The organism is Burkholderia sp. Nafp2/4-1b (assembly GCF_003635165.1).
Taxonomy (GTDB): Bacteria; Pseudomonadota; Gammaproteobacteria; order Burkholderiales; family Burkholderiaceae; genus Burkholderia.
Map to the genome: position 1 here is coordinate 602,906 of NZ_ML058597.1, position 16,212 is coordinate 619,117.

General features: G+C 69.0%; 14 protein-coding genes. 5 read left to right on the forward strand and 9 right to left on the reverse strand.

All coding sequences use genetic code 11. The features are described 5' to 3' along the window. Nucleotides 1-119: 119 nt before the first annotated feature. Nucleotides 120-1,373 carry an MFS transporter gene (locus C7H84_RS02820; RefSeq protein WP_121857891.1) on the reverse strand — a complete coding sequence of 418 codons (1,254 nt, stop codon included), beginning with the start codon at nt 1,371-1,373 and terminating at the stop codon, nt 120-122. Between the two features lie 147 nt (nt 1,374-1,520). On the opposite strand from C7H84_RS02820, the gene C7H84_RS02825 reads away from it, so the two are divergent. Next, complete coding sequence (locus tag C7H84_RS02825) at nt 1,521-2,396, forward strand: LysR family transcriptional regulator (RefSeq protein WP_121857309.1); 876 nt, start codon at nt 1,521-1,523, stop codon at nt 2,394-2,396. Nucleotides 2,397-2,650: 254 nt separating this feature from the next. Then, nucleotides 2,651-4,420: a trypsin-like peptidase domain-containing protein gene (locus C7H84_RS02830; RefSeq protein WP_121857310.1), complete on the forward strand. Its 1,770-nt coding sequence runs from the start codon at nt 2,651-2,653 to the stop codon at nt 4,418-4,420. A 262-nt stretch (nt 4,421-4,682) separates the two neighbouring features. Here the strand turns inward: C7H84_RS02830 and C7H84_RS02835 are convergent, their stop codons facing one another. From C7H84_RS02835 to C7H84_RS36170, 8 genes are all read right to left on the reverse strand, one after another. Beyond that, nucleotides 4,683-5,381, reverse strand: coding sequence for a fumarylacetoacetate hydrolase family protein (locus C7H84_RS02835; protein WP_121857311.1), 699 nt, complete (start codon nt 5,379-5,381; stop codon nt 4,683-4,685). Nucleotides 5,382-5,523: 142 nt separating this feature from the next. Continuing rightward, a complete protein-coding gene (locus C7H84_RS02840; RefSeq protein WP_121857312.1) occupies nt 5,524-6,465 on the reverse strand; it encodes a helix-turn-helix transcriptional regulator in 942 nt (313 codons plus the stop codon). Between the two features lie 208 nt (nt 6,466-6,673). Continuing rightward, nucleotides 6,674-7,417 carry a glucose 1-dehydrogenase gene (locus C7H84_RS02845; RefSeq protein WP_121857892.1) on the reverse strand — a complete coding sequence of 248 codons (744 nt, stop codon included), beginning with the start codon at nt 7,415-7,417 and terminating at the stop codon, nt 6,674-6,676. 458 nt (nt 7,418-7,875) lie between these two features. Next, entirely contained in the window at nt 7,876-8,475 is a 600-nt protein-coding gene (locus tag C7H84_RS02850) for a uracil-DNA glycosylase family protein (protein ID WP_121857313.1), read from the reverse strand. Between the two features lie 163 nt (nt 8,476-8,638). Then, nucleotides 8,639-9,682 carry a CmpA/NrtA family ABC transporter substrate-binding protein gene (locus C7H84_RS02855; RefSeq protein ID WP_121857314.1) on the reverse strand — a complete coding sequence of 348 codons (1,044 nt, stop codon included), beginning with the start codon at nt 9,680-9,682 and terminating at the stop codon, nt 8,639-8,641. 5 nt (nt 9,683-9,687) lie between these two features. Continuing rightward, nucleotides 9,688-10,281 carry an ANTAR domain-containing protein gene (locus tag C7H84_RS02860; protein WP_121857315.1) on the reverse strand — a complete coding sequence of 198 codons (594 nt, stop codon included), beginning with the start codon at nt 10,279-10,281 and terminating at the stop codon, nt 9,688-9,690. 184 nt (nt 10,282-10,465) lie between these two features. Further along, a complete protein-coding gene (cobA, locus tag C7H84_RS02865) occupies nt 10,466-11,227 on the reverse strand; it encodes a uroporphyrinogen-III C-methyltransferase (protein WP_121857316.1) in 762 nt (253 codons plus the stop codon). Then, nucleotides 11,224-11,637 carry a hypothetical protein gene (locus C7H84_RS36170; RefSeq protein ID WP_162999190.1) on the reverse strand — a complete coding sequence of 138 codons (414 nt, stop codon included), beginning with the start codon at nt 11,635-11,637 and terminating at the stop codon, nt 11,224-11,226. The genes cobA and C7H84_RS36170 overlap by 4 nt, the downstream gene beginning before the upstream one ends. A gap of 262 nt (nt 11,638-11,899) precedes the next feature. On the opposite strand from C7H84_RS36170, the gene C7H84_RS02875 reads away from it, so the two are divergent. The 3 genes from C7H84_RS02875 to nirD are packed head-to-tail and all read left to right on the forward strand — an operon-like array spanning nt 11,900 to nt 16,206. After that, the gene (locus C7H84_RS02875; protein WP_121857893.1) at nt 11,900-13,225 is read left to right on the forward strand and encodes an MFS transporter; all 1,326 of its coding nucleotides are present in this window, start codon (nt 11,900-11,902) and stop codon (nt 13,223-13,225) included. Nucleotides 13,226-13,246: 21 nt separating this feature from the next. Then, nucleotides 13,247-15,820: a nitrite reductase large subunit NirB gene (gene nirB / locus C7H84_RS02880; protein WP_121857318.1), complete on the forward strand. Its 2,574-nt coding sequence runs from the start codon at nt 13,247-13,249 to the stop codon at nt 15,818-15,820. Nucleotides 15,821-15,858: 38 nt separating this feature from the next. Then, nucleotides 15,859-16,206, forward strand: a complete 348-nt coding sequence (gene nirD / locus C7H84_RS02885; RefSeq protein ID WP_121857319.1) for a nitrite reductase small subunit NirD — start codon at nt 15,859-15,861, stop codon at nt 16,204-16,206. The last annotated feature ends 6 nt before the right edge of the window (nt 16,207-16,212 follow it).

Here is a 16,212-nt window from a genome sequence, read left to right on the forward strand (position 1 = left end):
GTTCGCGCCGCTGCGATACACGGGGCAGACAGCGACGCGCAACACGGGGGGCGATCAGCGCATCGCGGCAACGAGACCGAGGACTTATGACAAGCCGGTGCAACGAATCGTGAAGGCGTTCACCGCACGCGGTCCGCGCGCATGATCCGGCTTGCGGCCGCGAGGCTCAGCACGAGCAGCACCGCGACGAACGCGACCACCGCACCCCACGCGCCGTGCTGCCAGAACGTGCCGCCGACCGAGCCGAGCACGCTCGAGCCGAGGTAATAGGCGAGCAGATAGAGCGACGCGGCGTGCCCTTTCGCCGAACCGGCAAGCTGCCCGACCCAGCCGCTCGCGACCGCATGGGCGACGAAGAAGCCGATCGTGATCAGCACGATGCCGACGATGATCGCGACGAGCGAATGCGACAGCGTCAGCGCAAGGCCGGTCGCGAACACGAGAATGCCGGTGACGAGCACCGGCGCGCGTCCGAGCCGATCGGCGAGGGCGCCCGCGCTCGACGACGACACCATCCCGAACAGGTACGCGCCGAAGATCAGCCCGCATGCGGTCGCGCTCAGGTTGAACGGCGCGGCCATCAGCCGGAACCCGGCGTAGTTGTACACGGTCACGAACGCGCCCATCACGAGGAAGCCGATCGCGAACACGAACGGCAGCCGCGAATGATGCAGTTGCGCGTTCCACAGGCGCAGATGGTGACGCAGCGTCAGGTCGGTTCGCTTCACGAAGCGCCGCGACTGCGGCAGCAGCATCACGAACGCGAGCGCCGCGACGAGGTCGATCACGCCGATCGTCAGCATCGCGGTGCGCCACGAGAAATACTCTTCGAGCGCGCTCATCCCGATCCGGCCGATCATGCCGCCGAACGCGGTGCCGCCGACATAGAGCCCCATCGACAGGCCGAGCCCGTCGGCGGCGATTTCCTCGGCGAGATAGGCCATCGCCACCGCCGGAACGCCGCCGAGCGCGAAGCCTTCGAGCGCGCGCCAGACCAGCAGCAGGTTCCAGTTCGGCGAAATCGCGGCGAGCAGGTTGAACAGCGCGGCCAGCGTCATCGACGCGAACATCAGCCCGCGTCGTCCGACGCGTTCGGACAGTGCGCCGGCGCACAGGATCGAGACGGCCAGCATTCCGGTCGACAGCGACAGGGCCAGCGAGCTCGATGCCGCGCCGAGGTTGAACTCGCGTGCGAACGCCGGCAGCAGCGGCTGCACGCAGTACAGCAGCGAGAAGGTGGAAAAGCCGGCCAGGAACAGCGCCAGCGCAATGCGCTTGTACGCCGCGGAGCGCGGCGAAACGCCGGCCGGCAGCGTATCGGCGGCGGCGCTCGGGACGCGAGTCGCGGCAGGCGAAATCGCAGGAGTAGACATGGTGTGCACCCGATGTGCGAGGGAATACGCGAATTCTTGCGCACGGTCATACATATGTCCAATATATGAAATGAACCGCAGCGATACGTTTTACGACTGGCTCGTAACCCGCTGCCAGCTTTCATCCCCTTCGAGGCACCCTGACGCATGGAACTTCGGCATCTCCGCTACTTCCTGGCCGTGGCCGCCACGTCGAATTTCACGAAGGCCGCGGAAACGCTCGGCATGGGGCAGCCGCCGCTGAGCCAGCAGATCAAGGCGCTCGAAAGCGAACTGGGCGTCGAACTGCTCAAACGAACCGCACGCGGCGCCGAACTGACCGTGGCCGGCGAGGTATTCGCCGAAGAGGCACGCCGCGTGCTCGACGACGCGGAGCGTGCCGCGCGGGCGGCGAAGCGGGCCGCGCGCGGCGAGATCGGGCAACTGCGGGTCGGGTTCACCGGCACGGCTGCCTTCAACTCGAAAGTGGCCGACCTGATTCGCCGCTTTCGCGAAGCGTTTCCGGATACCGAACTGACGCTGCAGGAGGCGACCTCCGGCGTGTTGCTCGACGCGCTCGCGGCCGGGCGGCTCGACGTCGCGATCGTGCGTCCGGAGCGTCGTATCGCCGACACGCTGGTCGCGGCGGATTGGGACGAGGAGCCGATGTTCGTCGCGATGCCGGTCGCGCATCGGCTCGCGCAGCGTCGTCGGATCGATCTGGCGGAACTGGCCGACGAGGCGTTCGTGCAGGTGCCGCGCGCAGCGGGCAGTGCGTTGTTCGACGACATCGTCGCCGCATGCAATGCCGCCGGCTTCCAGCCGCGCATGGCGCAGCCGGCGCCGCAGATCGCGTCGGCCGTCACGCTCGTGGCTGCCGGGCTCGGTGTATCGATCGTGCCGAAGGCCATTACGCAGGTGCAGGTCGCGGGCGTCCTGTATCGGCCGGTCGCGGGCAAGGGTCTGCGGGCGCGGCTCGCGATCGCGTCGCGGCGCGACGATCCGTCGGCGGTCGTGCGGAATTTCCTGGAACTGGCCTGGTAGCGCGGGAACACGGAGTGCGTCTCGGTCAGCTGCAGCGCCATCGCGTGCGGTGAATGTTCCGATTGACGAACCGCGCACTTTGTCCGGAACGAACGCTGGCGCGGTTCCGCCGCCTCGCGGCCATCCGGCATGCGGGTTTGATTCGGCTCTGGCCCGAGGCGGGGTGGACTATAAATGGATGCGTGTACCGGTAATTGTCGGGTGCCCGCGCGTCTCGCGCGAGTTGGCGCCGCCACTGCCGGGGGAGGTGCACCTTGGTTCGCCAGACGCTTGCTCGCGCCGTGCTTCGCACCGCGTTGATCGGGGGCGTATTTGTCGCCTTTTTGTCTTCGCCGTCGCCAGCCGTCGCCGGGACCGTCGCGCCGCCTGCTGCATCGCCTCCCATGAAGAGCCGGCCCGCCGCGTCGCCTTACTCGATGTCGGTCGACTTCCCGGCGATCGTCGACCGCTACGGCCCGGCGGTCGTGACGGTCATGACCGCCGCGCCCGACCAGCAAGCCGGCGGCCCGTACTTCGCGATCCTCGAAACCGACGATCCGCTCGCCGCGTTCTTCCGACGCGGCGCGCCGCTCCCGCCTGCCCAAGGCACGCAGGCGCCGCCGCCCGATACGTTGCCGCGCGCAATCGCGGGCAGCGGCTCGGGTTTCATCGTCAGCCCTGACGGACTGATTCTGACGTCCGCGCACGTCGTTGCCGATGCAACCGACGTGACGGTGCGGCTGGCCGACCATCGCGACCTGAAGGCGACGGTGCTGGCCGTCGATCCGCAGAGCGACGTCGCCGTGCTGCACGTCGACGCGACGCGGCTGCCGGTCGTGCGCATCGGCGATTCGTCGCGGGTGCGCGCCGGCGAACCGGTGATGACGATCGGCGCGCCGGACGGCTCGGGCAACACGGTCACGGCCGGCATCGTCAGCGCGACGTCGCATGCGCTGCCCGACGGCACCCCGTTTCCGTTCTTCCAGACTGACATCGCGGTGAATCCCGACAACTCGGGCGGCCCGGTGTTCAACCGTGCGGGCGACGTGATCGGCATCGCGGTGCAGGTCTATACCGGCGCCGAGCGCTACGCGAGCACGACGTTCGCGATTCCGATCGCGTTCGCGACGAAGGTGCGGGGGCAGGTGCGGGCGCAGATGCGCGCCAACGCGCAGGCGCAACGTGCGTCGTCCGGCAATGTGCTGGGCGTCGACGTGCAGGATGTCGGCGCGGGGCTGGCTGCCGCGTTCGGTTTGCCGCGTGCGGCCGGTGCGCTCGTGAACGGCGTGGATCCCGGCTCGCCGGCTGCCGTCGCCGGTGTGAGGGCTGGCGACGTGATCGTGCAGTTGGGCGCGAAGCCGATCGGCCGGTCGGCCGAGCTGAACGAGGTGGCCGCCGCACTGCCGCCGGGCAAGAAGGCGGCGCTGCGGCTGGTTCGCAACCGCACGCCGATGGTGTTGATGGTCACGGGGACCGGGGCGGGGATGGGGGCGGGGCCGGGACTGGGGCCGGGCGACGCGATCGACAACGCGGCCGCGGCCGGTAGCATGGGTGCGGTCGGTGCGGGCCCGGTTGGGGCGGCCGGGGGTGCTGGTGCCGTGGGTGCTGCGGGTGCCCCCGGTGCCCCCGGTGCCGCCGGTGCTGCTGGTACTGTCGGTGCTGCTGGTGCTGCTGGTGCTGCTGGTGCTGCTGGTGCTGCTGGTGCCGCCGGTGCGGCCGGTGGCCCCGGTGCCGCTGGTCCCACCGGCATGACGATGGCCGCCGCACGCACGCCCGAAACCGGCGATCGACTCGGGCTGACGATGCATGCGCTCAGCGACGCCGAACGGCGCTCGACGGGGCTCGCGGTCGGGATGATGGTGGACGCGGTGCACGGACCGGCCGCGCACGCGGGTATTCGGCCCGGCGACGTTGTCCTCGAACTCAACGACACGCTGCTCGAAACGCCGGACGACGTGCAGTCGCTCGAAGCGAGCGGTGGCGTGATCTCGGTGCTGATTCAGCGCGACAACGCGCGCAGGTTCGTGTCGGTGCGCGCGCGGTAGGCGTTGACGGGGGGAACGCGCACCGATAACGCGGCTTACGCGCCGCTCGTCATGATGTCGGTATCCGCAGTATTCGCATTGGCGGCCGCGGCATGCGTACGCGACTTCGACGCACGCGAACGGGCCACATGATCGAACGCACATGAACGACATGCCGATCCGGCGAGACGGCTTCGCCGCCCGGATCGGCACGAATCAACGACACGCGACACGCCGCGTCGGCCGCCGATGAACGGCCCGACGCGCGTGCCAGCGCAACCTCTCAAGGCTTCCCGCCCACGACGAACTCGAACGTCGCCACGCCATCGACGCCACCCGTCACGCGATCGCCCGGCTGCAGCGCGCCGACGCCCGCCGGCGTGCCGGTGAAGATCAGGTCGCCGGCCTTCAGCTCGACCGAGCGCGACACATACGCGATCACGTCCGGCACGGGCCAGATCATGTCGGCGAGATCGCCTTGCTGGCGCGTGTCGCCGTTGACCGCGAGCCAGATCCGCCCGCTTGCCGGATGGCCGGTCGCGGTTGCCGGACGCAGCGCCGTCACGGGGCCCGACGCGTCGAAGCCCTTCGCCCAGTCCCACGGACGGCTCAGCTTTTTCGCTTCGGCCTGCAGGTCGCGGCGCGTGAGGTCGACGCCGACGCCGTAGCCCCACACGTGCGACAGCGCATCGGCGGGGTCGATCGACCGGCCATCCTTGCCGATCGCGACGACCAGCTCGATTTCATGATGGAGGTCGCCGGTCAGCGGCGGATACGGGACGGTGCCGCCGGCCGGGACGATAGCGTCGGCCGGCTTCGTGAAGAAGAACGGCGGTTCGCGGTCGGGATCGGCGCCCATTTCGCGCGCGTGGTCGGCGTAGTTGCGGCCGACGCAGAACACGCGGCGCACCGGAAAGCGCGCGGACGACTGGTCGACTTCGACGGAAGGACGCTCGGCAGCGTCGATGACGTATGCGGACATCGGAGGGCCTCGTTCGATGGAAAGACGGATGCCTCGCCCGCAGGGTCCACCGCGGGCCGGCATGCATGGAACGATACCCGACGCATCCGCGCGCGGATGCGACGCAACTGCGCTTTAACTGGACAAAACTACGCGGACAAGACTACGCGTCGCCGCCCGCCGGCGCTTCGTCGGCGTCAGGCAGCGCGGCGTTCGCGTCGCGGTACGCCTTCGGCGACACGCCGACCCGCGCGCGGAAGCGCCGCGCGAAATATCCTTCGTCGCGAAAGCCGACGGAACGCGCGATGTCCGCGATGCGCCGGCTCGTATGCGCGAGCAGCGATTGCGCGAGCGCGATCCGGCGTTCGGTCACGAGATCGGTGAAGGTGCTGCCGGTTTCCTTGCGCACCAGGTGCGCGAGGTAGTTCGGCGACAGGAACGCGGCCTCGGCGGTGGCCGCGAGCGTCAGGTCCTCGCGAGTGAGGTTTGCGCGCACGTGGCGCAGCACGCGCGCGAGCGCGTCGCGCCGGCCCGCACGCTGGGCGCCGCGCTGTGCGAGCTTGTCGAGCGCGCCGGCGTACTGCGTGCAGACGAGCCCGATCAGCTGCAGCAGATAGCCGCGCAGCAGCGTGGTCGAGCCGAAGGTGCGTACGCGGTCGGCGTCGAGCATGCACAGCGCGAGGCGGCGTGCCTCGTCGAGTGCGTCGCCGGTCAGGATGAAGTCGAGATGTTCCTGGAAGCGGAACGGCGTCAGCTCGGGAAAGCGGTGCGCGGGGACATCCTCGAGATCGAGCGGATCGACGTCGAGATCGGCGCGCAGGAACGCCTGGCTGAAATTGATCACGATGAAGTGCGCGCCTTCCGGATGCGGAATCAGGTGCTCGCGGTGCGGCAGCACGAACGCGAGCGCGCCGCGCGGAAACGGCCGCGTGACGCCGCCGATCCGCTGCTCGGTGTCGCCGCCGAGGTTGAACTGGATCTGGAAATACGCGTGCCGGTGCGGCTCGGTGATCGCCTGGCGCGACGCCTGGTCGCGGATGTAGAAATCGAGCCGGTCGCTGCGTTCGGGCATCCCGTACAGGCGCGGCGGGGCGGTGGAGGGCATGAAGGATTGTGCTGTTCGTGGCGCGGTTGAGCCGCGATGGTACAGCGAAATCGGTCTGCCTCAGGCTTCGGCCGGAATCGGGGGCCGCAAGCACCTCCGTAGCCGACCGGGGCGGGGTGAACGGCCCGGATCCCGCAAACGTCCGGGCCGCATCGCTGGCGCGGTACGCTCGCAGCCGGCCGCGGCAGCGGCCGGACCCGAACGCCGCTTACTGGGCCGTGTAGCCGCCGTCGACCATCAGCGACGCGCCGTTGACGAACGACGCCTCGTCGCTCGCCAGGAACAGCACGGCGTTCGCGACTTCCTCCGCTTTGCCGAGACGCCCGATCGGATGCAGCGCGATCAGCGCCTCTTTCTGCGCATCCGGCAGGTGTTTGAGCAGCGGCGTGTCGATGTAGCCGGGGCACACGGCGTTCACGCGGATGTTGTGCTGGCCGTAGTCGATCGCGAGCGTCTGGGTGAGGAGCTTCACACCGCCCTTCGCGGCGGCATAGGCCGTCACGCCCGATTTTCCGACGTGGCTGTGGATCGAGCCGCAATTGACGATGACGCCGCCGCCTTGTGCATGCATTTGCTGAATCGCATATTTATCGCAAAGATAAACGCCGGTCAGATTGATATCGATCGTCTTTTGCCATGCGGATTCGTGGAGTTGTTCGATCCGATCGTCGTCGGCAATGCCGGCATTGGCGAACATGATGTCTACGCGACCATAAGCCTGCACGGTTCTCGATATCAGGTTCTGGACGGATTCGCTTTTCGTGACGTCGGTCTGAATGTAGAGCGCCTGCCCGCCGTTTTCGCCGATGTCGGCGGCGAGCCGCGCGCCCTTGTCGGTCAAATCGGCAATGACGACCTTGGCGCCTTCCCGCGCAAATGAGCGGACGGTGGCCTCGCCGATGCCGCTTGCCCCGCCGGTTACGATTGCGACTTTGTTTTCGAAACGCTTCATCGGATTCCTCGAGTTCATGTTGTTCGTTTGAAAGGAAGTCAGGCTAGCAAAATCCGGGAGGAGGCGTACTGAGGCGTGCGCAAGGCGGCGCTTTTCCATGCACATCGATAAAGCGGGCCGCTGTTTGTATGGCGGCATATTTGCCGGTAACGGCACTTCCGTGGGCGGGCCGCATGCAAGGAATGCCGCGCATTTCCCAAGCGGGGATGCGAGCGTGACTGGAGAGGAAAGTCGAGCACAGTCAAAAAGTGTTACGGCGGCCCGAGTCAAACACCCTGAAGCGCAATGAGCGTCTGCGTCCGCATTGGGCGGAGGCGCTATTGACGATGCGCTTGAAATGGAGAGTGGCCTGGGTTTCGGAGCTCAATGACAGACGAGCCGAGCAGCCATGCGACGTGGTGTCCGACTTGCCGTTGAAGTAGTCGTATCGCCGATCAACGGTACGCCGCGCCCATCCTTCATCGGTCGACCAGCGGCGCGACGCGCCGGCGCAGTTCGGGCACGACGTCGGCGTCGAACCACGGATGGTGCTTGAACCAGGCCTGGTTGCGCGGCGACGGATGCGGCAGCGGCAGCACGTCGGGGCCGTAGTCGCGCCATGTGTGCACGGTATCGGTCAGCGTCGCCTTGCGCGTGCCGCGCAGGAAATGGCGCTGCGCGTACTGGCCGATCAGCAGCGTCAGCCGGATCGACGGCAGTTCGGCGATCAGCCGGTCGATCCACAATTGCGCGCATTCGGGGCGCGGCGGGTTGTCGCCGCTCGCGCCGCGGCCCGGGTAGCAGAAGCCCATCGGCACGATCGCGAAGCGCGTCTCGTCGTAGAACGTGTCGGCATCGACGCCGAGCCAGTCGCGCAGCCGCTTGCCGCTCGCGTCGTCCCACGGGATGCCGCTCGCATGGACGCGCGCGCCGGGCGCCTGGCCGACGATCAGGATGCGTGCGTCGCGATGGGCGCGCACGACCGGGCGCGGGCCGAGCGGCAGGTCGGCTTCGCACGCGCGGCACGCGCGGATTTCGGTGAGCAGCACGTCGAGCGGCGTGCGCGTTCGTTTCGGCATCGATTCTGAACGGGGACGGAGTGGCGCCACGGATCTGAAAGCGTCCGCGCGGCGCGGCGCCGGGGCGGCCCGGCGCGTCGTGTCGGGCGCTGCGTCACACCCGGCAGGCATCGCGCGGCCGGCGCATCTGCGGCTCCGCGGAGGCGGCTTCCCGTGTCGGAATTCACTCGCCCGCTTCACCGCCTTCGGCGACCGCAGCATCATACAACGCCGTCTGCGCGATCGCCGCGGCGATCGCCGCGTCGTCGTGCGTGCCGTCGAGCATGCCCCAGCGCCGGTATTGCAACAGGAACCACCTGCCTTCCAGCGGATCGGGCCGGTTCACGGCGCCGCCGTCGTGGAAGCGGATCGGCAGCGGCGGCTGAGCGAACGGTCCCGGGCCGTAGTCGCCGAGCAGGCGCGGCGCGATCAGCCGGGCCGGCACGCCGAGCGCGTCGGGCGACGCGAGCCACGCGGCCGCATCGCGACGGTGCGCGGTGCTGTCGAGCCACGCGCACGCATCGACGAGCGTGCGGATCAGCGCACGCGCGGTGGCCGGATACAGCGCGACGAAATCGCGCCGCGCGGCGAGCACCTTCTCCGGATGGTCGGGCCAGATCTCGCTGGTGACGGCGACGGTGCGGCCCGCGCCGCACGCTTCGGCCACCGCATGCCACGGCTCGCCCGCGCAGAAGCCGTCGAGCTCGCCGCTCGCGAGCGCCGCGACCATCTCGGGCGGCGGAATCACGACGCTGCGCACGTCGCGCAGCGGATCGACGCCGTGCGACGCGAGCCAGTGGTTCAGCCACATCGCATGCGTGCCGGTCGGGAAAGTCTGCGCGAGCAGCGGCTTGCGGCCGAGCGTCGCGAGTGCCGCGCGCACGTCGCCGCTGGCGCGGTATGCATCGGCGAGGCCGCGCGCGAACGTGATCGCCTGGCCGTTGCGGTTCAGCACCATCAACGCGGCCATGTCGGCCTGCGGGCCGCCGATGCCGACTTGCAGCCCGCACACGAGCCCGTACAGCGCATGCGCGGCATCGAGCTCGCCGGTCAGCAGCTTGTCGCGCACGGCGGCCCACGACGGCTGGCGGCTCAGTTCGAGCGTCAGGCCGTGGCGCGCGCCGAGCTCCAGATGCTGCGCGACGATCAGCGGGGCCGCGTCGCTCAGCGCGACGAACCCGAGACGAAGATGCGCGCGTTCCGGCGCGGCGGAAGATGAAGTGTTCATGGCGATCAGTGAGGTGGCGCGTCGAGCAGTTGCCGCGCGATGTCGACGATGCGCAGCCCCTGATCCATCGCGCGCTTGCGCAGCAGCGCATACGCATCGTGCTCGGACAGTTTGCGCTGATCCATCAGTTGGCGCTTCGCGCGGTCGATGAGCTTGCGTTCGGCGAGTTCGCGCTCGACCTCGGCGAGGCGGCGGCGCAATGCGTCGTCGTGCGAGAAGCGCGCGAGCGCGACTTCGAGGATCGGCGCGAGCCGCTCGGCCGACAGCCCTTCGACGAGATACGCGCTGACGCCCGCGCCGACCGCCGCGTGGATCAGCGCGTGGTCGGCGTCGTGGCTGAACATCACCACCGGGCGCGGGGCGGTCGCATGCATCACGGCGAGTTGCTCGAGCGTGTCGCGCGACGGCGAATCGGTATCGATGATCACGACGTCGGGGCGTTGCTCCTCGACGGCGGCCGGCAGGCGCGCGGGCGTCGCGACATCGTTCAGCATGTCGTAGCCGAGGCGCGCGAGCGCGTCGCCGAGCTCGCCGATCGGCTTGTCGGTATCGGTGACGAGCAGCACGCGCAGGCGTGCGGATGGGGCAGACGAACTCATGACGCGAACGCAGGCGGACCGGCTTCGGTGCCAGGGATGAAGGGCGGTTGTGCGGCGCGGACGCAAGCCGCCGGATGCGTGGCCTTGCGTTCACGTCCCCGGCAGCCGGCGCGAACGCGGCTGCGGTGAACGAAAAGGCCGTGCGGGCAGCGCCGCGCGATGACGCAATGCATTACGCCACGCATTACGCCGCCCGCGACAACATCGCTTCGCCGGCCGCATCGATGCGCTGCACGGCGGCTTCGCCGATCGCGCCGCCGACGAGCATCACGGCCGGGCTGCCGAGCCCGGCTGCCGCGACGCCGCTTGCGAGGCCGCCGAGCGTTCCGGTCCAGCGGCGCTCGTGCGGCGTGCCGGCCCACTGCACGGCGGCGGCCGGCGTCGACGCGGGCAGCGCGGCGAGCAGGCCGGCCGCGATGCTGTCGACGCGGCTCATTCCCATATAGATCGCGAGCGTGGTGCCGGTTGCCGCGAGCGCGACCCAGTCCGGCTCGCCGTGATCCTGGCGATGCGCGGTGACGAACGTGACGCCCTGGCAGTGCTCGCGGTGCGTGAGCGAGATGCCGAGGCTCGCGGCGGCCGCGAAACCCGACGAGATGCCGTTGACGATGTCGACCGGAATCGCGGCGGCGCGCAGCGACGCGAGTTCCTCGCCTGCGCGGCCGAACAGCAGCGCATCGCCGCCCTTGACGCGCACGACGTGCGCGCCGCGCAACGCGTAGCGGCGCATCAGCTTCTCGATGAACGCCTGCGGCGTGGAGCGGCAGCCGCCGCGCTTGCCGACGCGGATCACGCGCGCGTGCGGTGCGAGTTCGACGATGCCGGGCGCGACGAGATCGTCGAGCAGCAGCACGTCGGCGGACGCCAGCGCCTTCGCGGCCTTCAGCGTGAGGAGATCGGGATCGCCGGGGCCGGCGCCCAGCAGCGTGACTTTGCCTGTCGTCATGTCGTGTTCCAGTGCCGCGTGCGGCGGTCGATTGGGTGTTGCGCGGCGGCGGCGGGCGGTCGAGGCGACCACGGCATCCGGCCGTGCCGTGCACGGGGGACGTCGTTGTCCTGATCTGCTGTGCCCGCCTGCGATGGCGGGCCTGCTCTGCGGGGAATGCCCACCGGCGCCGTTGCCGGTGTGTGTGAAGATTCAGCAATATCCGGGCCAACGTGCGCGAACCGGGCGGCGCGCACGGCGGCGCGCGTGACGGCATCCGGCGCGCGCCGGTTCACATCGGCCGCGAACACGCGGGCAGCCGCGCGGCGATAGCGCACGCGATGCCGCATCGACGTGCATCGCGTTCCGCCTGAACGCACCGCGATGTCGCACGCCGACAGTGCTGCAGCGCACCACATCTGTGCCTCCATGCATGCTGATGCGTCGCGCGCGGCACACCGCAGTGACGCGGCCAACGGCGCGCGAGCCTTGTACGGCGGGGCTTTGCGCGCGATTCGCGCCGACATGGCATGGCGTTTGCGTTAGCTGGTTCGGGCGGATCAATGGCGATCCGTCCGCAGTACCGAATACTGACGCGCCCGGCAACGGGCTTCATGGGCAACGGCGTCCTACGCATCGAGTCTCGCAACGAGACCGGCTGCGCAGGACGCCGTTTTTCGTTTGGCGGATGACATGACCGACAAAGCTACCCGTATCGATCTCTTCAGCTTCCGCACCGCGCCGATGCGCGCGTTCCACATGACGTGGATGGCGTTCTTCGTGTGCTTCTTCGCATGGTTCGCGTGCGCGCCGTTGATGCCGTTGATCGCACGCGAATTCCACCTCACCGCGGCACAGGTCGCGAACATCAACATCGCGGCCGTCGCCGCGACGATCGCCGTGCGCCTGCTGGTCGGCCCGATGTGCGACCGCTTCGGCCCGCGTCGCGTGTACGTCGGCCTGCTCGTGCTCGGTGCGATTCCGGTGTTCGCGGTGTCGTTCACGCACGACTACCTGTCGTTCCTGATCTGCCGGCTCGGCATCGGCGCGATCGGCGCGGGCTTCGTGATCACGCAGTACCACACGTCGGTGATGTTCGCGCCGAACGTGGTCGGCACCGCGAACGCGACGACGGCCGGCTGGGGCAACGCGGGCGCGGGCGCGACGCAGGCGATGATGCCGCTGCTCGTCGCCGCCGGCCTGATGCTCGGCTTCGGCGACGCTTCGTCGTGGCGCATCGCGCTCTTCGTGCCGGGCGTCGCGATGCTCGCGATGGCGTGGGCGTACTGGCGCTTCACGCAGGACTGCCCGCAAGGCGACTTCGTCGCGCTGCGCAAGCAGGGCGTGACGGTCGACAGCGGCAAGAAGGGCGGCTGGGCGAGCTTCTTCGCCGCGTGCGGCAACTATCGCGTGTGGATGCTGTTCGTCACGTACGGCGCGTGCTTCGGCGTCGAGGTGTTCATCCACAACATCGCCGCGCTGTACTACGTCGATCACTTCAACCTGTCGCTGAAGGACGCCGGCTTCGCGGTCGGGATGTTCGGGCTGCTCGCGCTGTTCGCCCGCGCGCTCGGCGGCTGGCTGTCGGACAAGATCGCCGCGCGCCGCAGCCTCGACGTGCGCGCGACGCTGCTGTGCGCGCTGATCATCGGCGAAGGGCTCGGGCTGATCTGGTTCTCGCATGCGCAAGGCATCGGCATGGCGCTCGTCGCGATGCTGACGTTCGGCCTCTTCACGCACATGGCGTGCGGTGCGACTTACGCGCTCGTGCCGTTCATCGACCGCAAGGCGCTCGGCGGCGTCGCGGGGATCGTCGGCGCGGGCGGCAACGTCGGCGCGGTGGCCGCGGCCTTCCTGCTGAAGGGTGTCGGCGACGTGCAGCACACGCTGAGCCTGCTCGGCCTGGCCGTCACCGCGACCGCGCTGTGCGCGATGGCCGTGCGCTTCAGCGAAGAACACAAGGCGCGCGAAGCCGAGCTGCGCGATCGCGCGCTGGCTGCCGCCGGCGCCGCGAACTGATCGACCGAAGGAACCGTCACCATGAAACTCATCGTCATCGGCCACGGGATGGTCGGCCACAAGCTGCTCGAGTGCGTCGCGGCGCAAGCCGGCACGACGGACGCACTGCAGGTCACGGTGCTCGGCGAGGAGCCGCGCCCGGCGTACGACCGCGTGCATCTGTCGGAATTCTTCGCGGGCAAGTCGGCGGACGACCTGTCGCTCGTCGAACCCGGTTTCTTCGAACGGCATCCGCAGTTCGACCTGCGCCTGAACGCCCGGGTCGCGTCGATCGACCGTGCCGCGCACACGGTTACGCTCGCGTCGGGCGAAACGCTCGCGTACGACAAGCTGGTGCTCGCGACGGGCTCGCGTCCGTTCGTGCCGCCGGTGCCGGGCCACGACCGGGCGGGCTGCTTCGTGTACCGGACGATCGAGGATCTCGAAGCGATGCAGGCATGCGGCACGCACGCGAAGCGCGGCGTGGTGATCGGCGGCGGGCTGCTCGGCCTCGAATGCGCGAAGGCGCTGCGCGACATGGGGCTTGAAACGCACGTCGTGGAATTCGCGCCGCGGCTGATGGCGGTGCAGGTCGACGATGGCGGCGGCCGGATGCTGCGCGCGAAGATCGAGGCGCTCGGCGTGACCGTGCATACGGGCAAGAACACGCTCGAGATCGTCGATGGCGTCGACGGCACGCACCGGATGGTATTCGCCGACGGCGCGCACCTCGACGCCGACATGATCGTGTTCTCGGCCGGCATCCGCGCGCGCGACGAACTGGCCCGCGCGTGCGGCCTGGAGATCGGCCCGCGCGGCGGCGTCGCGATCGACGACGCCTGCCGCACGAGCGACGCCGACATCCATGCGATCGGCGAATGCGCCGCCTGGAACGGGATGGTGTACGGCCTCGTCGCGCCTGGCTACGACATGGCGCGCGTGGTCGCGAAGCAGCTCGCGGGCGACGCCGGCGAAGCAGCCGACGCCGCGTTCGCGGGCGCCGACATGAGCACCAAGCTGAAGCTGATGGGCGTCGACGTCGCGAGCATCGGCGATGCGCACGGCACGACGGCCGGCAGCCGCACCTACCAGTACGCGGACGAGCGCCGCCAGGTCTACAAGAAGCTGGTGGTGTCGGATTGCGGCAAGTTCCTGCACGGCGCGGTGATGGTCGGCGACGCGGCCGAATACGGCACGCTGCTGCAGATGATGCTGAACCGCATCGAGCTGCCCGAGCAGCCGGAATTCCTGATCCTGCCGTCATCGGACGGCGCGGCGAAGCCCGCGATCGGCGTCGAGGCGTTGCCGGAAGGCGCGCAGATCTGTTCGTGCAACAACGTGTCGAAATCGCAGATCTGCGCGGCGGTGGCCGGCGGCGCGACGAGCCTCGGCGCGCTGAAGTCGTGCACCGGCGCGGGCACGTCGTGCGGCGGTTGCGTGCCGCTCGTCACGCAGATCATGAAGTCCGAGATGAAGAAGCAGGGCCTCGCGGTCAACAACCATCTGTGCGAGCACTTCCCGTATTCGCGCCAGGAGCTGTTCCACCTGATCCGCGTCGAGCGCATCACGACCTTCGACGCGCTGCTGGCCAAACACGGCCACGGGCTCGGCTGCGACGTATGCAAGCCGGCCGTCGCGGGCATCCTCGCGTCGTGCTTCAACGAATTCGTGCTGAAGAAGGAGCACGCGGGGCTGCAGGATTCGAACGACTACTACCTCGCGAACATCCAGCGCGACGGCACGTATTCGGTCGTGCCGCGCATGGCGGGCGGCGAAGTGACGCCGGAAGGGCTGATCGCGGTCGGCCAGGTCGCGAAGAAGTACGGTCTCTACACGAAGATCACCGGCGGCCAGCGCGTCGACCTGTTCGGCGCGCGCGTCGAGCAGCTGCCGTCGATCTGGGAAGAACTGATCGCGGCCGGCTTCGAATCGGGCCATGCGTACGGCAAGTCGGTGCGCACGGTGAAGTCGTGCGTCGGTTCGACATGGTGCCGCTACGGCGTCGACGATTCGGTCGGCCTCGCGATCGACATCGAGAACCGCTACAAGGGCCTGCGCGCGCCGCACAAGATCAAGTTCGGCGTGTCGGGCTGCACGCGCGAGTGCGCGGAAGCGCAGGGCAAGGACGTCGGCATCATCGCGACCGAGAAGGGCTGGAACCTGTACGTGTGCGGCAACGGCGGGATGAAGCCGCGCCACGCGGAACTGATCGCGTCGGACCTCGATCGTGACACGCTGATCCGCTACATCGACCGCTTCCTGATGTTCTACGTGCGAACGGCCGACCGGCTGCAGCGCACCAGCGTGTGGCGCGACAACCTCGAAGGCGGGCTCGACTACCTGACCGACGTCGTCGTGCACGACACGCTCGGGATCGCGGCCGAACTCGAGGCCGACATGCAGCACGTGGTCGACACCTACGAATGCGAATGGAAGAAGGCCGTCACCGATCCGGAAACCCGCAAGCGCTTCCGCCACTTCGTGAACAGCGACGCGCCGGACACGACCATCGCATTCGTCGAGACGCGCGGCCAGATCCGGCCTGCCACGCCCGACGAGCGCGTGCGCGGCAAGCCCGTGGCGATCCCGGTCGTCGCCGAACCGGCGACCGTGTGACCGTGACCGACACCAGCGTCTTTTCCAAGGAGCCCATCATGAACGATCGTCTTCCGCTGTCCTGGACCCGCGTGTGCCCGCTCGACGACATCGTGCCGAACACCGGCGTGTGCGCGCTCGTCAACGGCGAGCAGGTCGCCGTGTTTCACGTCGCGCATGCCGAAGCAGGCGGCGTGTTCGCGATCGACAACGTCGACCCGGTGTCGCGGGCGGCCGTGATGTCGCGCGGGCTGATCGGCAGCCTCGGCGAGCGTGTCGTCGTCGCGTCGCCGCTGTACAAGCAGCATTTCGACCTGCGGACCGGCGAATGCCTCGAAGCGCCCGAGCAATCGGTGAGCGCGTATCCGTCGCGGGTCGAGGACGGATTCGTGTGGATCGCCGCCTGACCATCG